Origin of the sequence: Streptomyces phytophilus, assembly GCF_013870535.1 — a bacterium.
Classification (GTDB): Bacteria; Actinomycetota; Actinomycetes; order Streptomycetales; family Streptomycetaceae; genus Streptomyces; species Streptomyces phytophilus.
This window is the reverse complement of sequence record NZ_JACBXC010000931.1, coordinates 1-2,439: the sequence shown is the minus strand read 5'-3', so window position 1 is coordinate 2,439 and position 2,439 is coordinate 1. Positions and strand designations below refer to the sequence as shown.

Below are 2,439 nucleotides of genomic sequence, written 5' to 3'. Positions count from 1 at the left end.
CGCATCCGCGCGGAGCGCTCAGCGCACCTCGGTGATCTCCGGGCCGCGCGCCAGCGAGTCGATGCCGCCCGCGAACCGCGAGCCCTCGCTCGCCTCGTCCTGCTGCACCCCGTCCGGCACCATCTGCGCGTCCGTCGGCAGCTGGAGCACGATCGGGTCGCGCGGCGCCATCGGGCCGTCGCCGCGTACCACCACGGTCTCGCGGAAGATCTTCTCCAGCACGCCCGCCGCCTGCGGCTGCACCGCAGCGTGGCCGGAAATGACCCCGCGCAGGAACCACCGCGGGCCGTCGCAGCCGACGAATCGCACGACCTGCATGCCGCTCTTGCCGTCGGGCAGCTTGACCGGCACCTGCGCGCGCAGCTCCCAGCCGAGGCTGTCCTTGCGCTCGTCGATGATGCCGCCCTGCTTGGTGATGCCGTTGGCGATCTCGGTGCGGACCTCGCCCCAGATGCCCTCGTTCTTCGGGGCGGCGAAGCCCTGCAGCTGGATCGCGCTGTCCCGCAGCACCACGGTCGCGGCGACGATCGACTCGCCCGCCACCTCGACGCGCAGTTCCATGCCCTCGACCCCGGGGACGAGCAGCCCGCCGAGGTCGACGCGGCCGCGGGTGGCGTCCTCGACCTCGCCGATGTCCCACGGCCCCTCGGGCCGCTCCTCGGGGGGCAGGGCGTACCTGCGCTCCTCCCCGTCCTCCGGCTCGTCCGCCGACTCCTCGGCGTCCTCGGCGGTCACGCCGTCGGCGAGCTTGTCGACGGGCTCCTCCTGCCCCTTGCGACGACGTCCGAACACGTCACTGTCCTTCCCGGTCGGCAATGACCGAAGCGTATCCATGAACGGTCTTCCGGTCCCCGAGGGAAGCGTGCCCTCCGGTCGACCCGTGCCCGCCCTCGCCCCTGGCGGAGCCGGGGAGTTCGGCCACTTCGTGGAAGCGGGCCTTCTCCACCTGCTGGATCACCAGCTGGGCGATCCGGTCGAAACGCTCGAAACGCACCGGGCGGCGCGGGTCGAGGTTGACCACGTTCACCTTGATCTCCCCACGGTACCCGGCATCCACCGTCCCCGGGGCGTTCACGAGCGTCACGCCGCAACGGGCCGCGAGACCGGAGCGCGGGTGGACGAACGCGGCGTAGCCGTCGGGCAGCGCGATGGCGATGCCGGTGGGCAGGATGACGCGCTCGCCGGGGGGCAGCTCCGCGGGCCGGGTGGTGACGAGGTCGACGCCCGCGTCACCCGGGTGCGCGTACGCCGGGATCGGTACCTCGGGGTCGACGCGGCGGATCAGCACGTCCACCGGCTCCCGCCCCGCGCTCACGGGTTCACCTCGAAGGCCCGGGCCCGCCTGACCTGGTCGGGGTCCGCCATCGCGGCCTGGATCTCCCGGTCCCGGCCGTGCGCGACGAAGTGGTCGACCTTGACCTCCACGAACAGGGCGTCGGCGCGGACGGCCACCGGTCCTTCCGGGGAGTCCAGGCGGCCGGTGGCGGTGGAGTAGATCTTGCGGCCGGCGACGGCGCGGACGTGGGCCGCCAGGTGCAGCGTGGTGCCCACGGGCACCGGGCGCAGGAAGTCGGTCTCCAGCCGGCCGGTCACCGTGATCGCGCGCAGCAGCCAGCTCAGCGCGCCCAGCGTCTCGTCGAGCGCGGAGGTGAGCACCCCGCCGTGGGCCAGGCCCGGGGCGCCCTGGTGGGCGGCCCTGACGGTGAACTCGGCGGTCACGCTCACGCCCTCGCCCGCCCGCGCGGCCACGTGCAGGCCGTGCTCCTCCTCGCCACCGCAGCCGAAGCACTGGTCGTAGTGGGTGCCGAGGAGCTCACCGGGCGCCGGGGCGTCCGGGTGCCGCACGGGTTGCGCGGCGCCGGGCGGCGGGGTCAGCTTGTCACTTGCAGTCACGCGGCCAGAGCCTACCTGCGCACCCGACCCGCGGCCGAAGCGCGGGCGGCGGCCGTGGGAGGCTGGGGGCCATGGAGACGACGCAGAGCTACGAGGAGCGGCTGAGCGCACCGCGGTCCTGGTGGGGCCTGGCGGTGGGCACGGGGGTGTGCCTGGCGCTGATGCTGACGCCGTTCGGGACGCTGCCGCTGCTCGCCGGGCTCGCCGGCGGGACGGCGCTGGCGGCGGTGGGCGTCAGCTCGTACGGCTCGGCGCGGATCCGCGTCGTCGCCGGGAAGCTCGTCACCGACGACGCCCGGATCCCGCTCACGGCGCTGGGCGAGGCGCACGCGCTGGACGCGGAGGAGGCGCGGGCCTGGCGTACGCACAAGGCGGACACGCGCGCGTACATGCTGCTGCGGGGGTACATCCCGACGGCGGTGCGGGTGGAGGTCACGGATCCGGAGGATCCGACGCCGTATCTCTACCTGTCCACGCGGGAGCCGGAGCGGCTGGTGGCGGTGCTGCGGTCCGCCGCGGGCTGACGCCCGGAGGCGGCCGCGGGCT

The 2,439-nt window shown here is 74.5% G+C and carries 4 protein-coding genes; 1 reads left to right on the top strand and 3 read right to left on the bottom strand.

Going from position 1 to position 2,439, the window contains the following annotated elements; genetic code table 11:
• Nucleotides 1-18: 18 nt before the first annotated feature.
• The 3 genes from H5J30_RS27330 to H5J30_RS27320 are packed head-to-tail and all read right to left on the bottom strand — an operon-like array spanning nt 19 to nt 1,893.
• The gene (locus tag H5J30_RS27330; RefSeq protein ID WP_181789986.1) at nt 19-792 is read right to left on the bottom strand and encodes a DUF3710 domain-containing protein; all 774 of its coding nucleotides are present in this window, start codon (nt 790-792) and stop codon (nt 19-21) included.
• A gap of 1 nt (nt 793) precedes the next feature.
• Nucleotides 794-1,315, bottom strand: a complete 522-nt coding sequence (dut, locus tag H5J30_RS27325) for a dUTP diphosphatase (RefSeq protein WP_181789985.1) — start codon at nt 1,313-1,315, stop codon at nt 794-796.
• Nucleotides 1,312-1,893, bottom strand: a complete 582-nt coding sequence (locus H5J30_RS27320; RefSeq protein WP_181789984.1) for a PaaI family thioesterase — start codon at nt 1,891-1,893, stop codon at nt 1,312-1,314. Before H5J30_RS27320 ends, dut begins: the two co-directional genes overlap by 4 nt.
• Before the next feature lie 71 nt (nt 1,894-1,964).
• Between H5J30_RS27320 and H5J30_RS27315 the strand changes: the two genes are divergently transcribed.
• Nucleotides 1,965-2,417, top strand: a complete 453-nt coding sequence (locus H5J30_RS27315; protein ID WP_181789983.1) for a DUF3093 domain-containing protein — start codon at nt 1,965-1,967, stop codon at nt 2,415-2,417.
• The last annotated feature ends 22 nt before the right edge of the window (nt 2,418-2,439 follow it).

What these genes read in the sequence shown, in the direction of transcription:
- H5J30_RS27315 (WP_181789983.1), top strand. Translation starts at nt 1,965, where the DNA reads ATGGAGACGACGCAGAGCTACGAGGAGCGGCTGAGCGCACCGCGGTCC.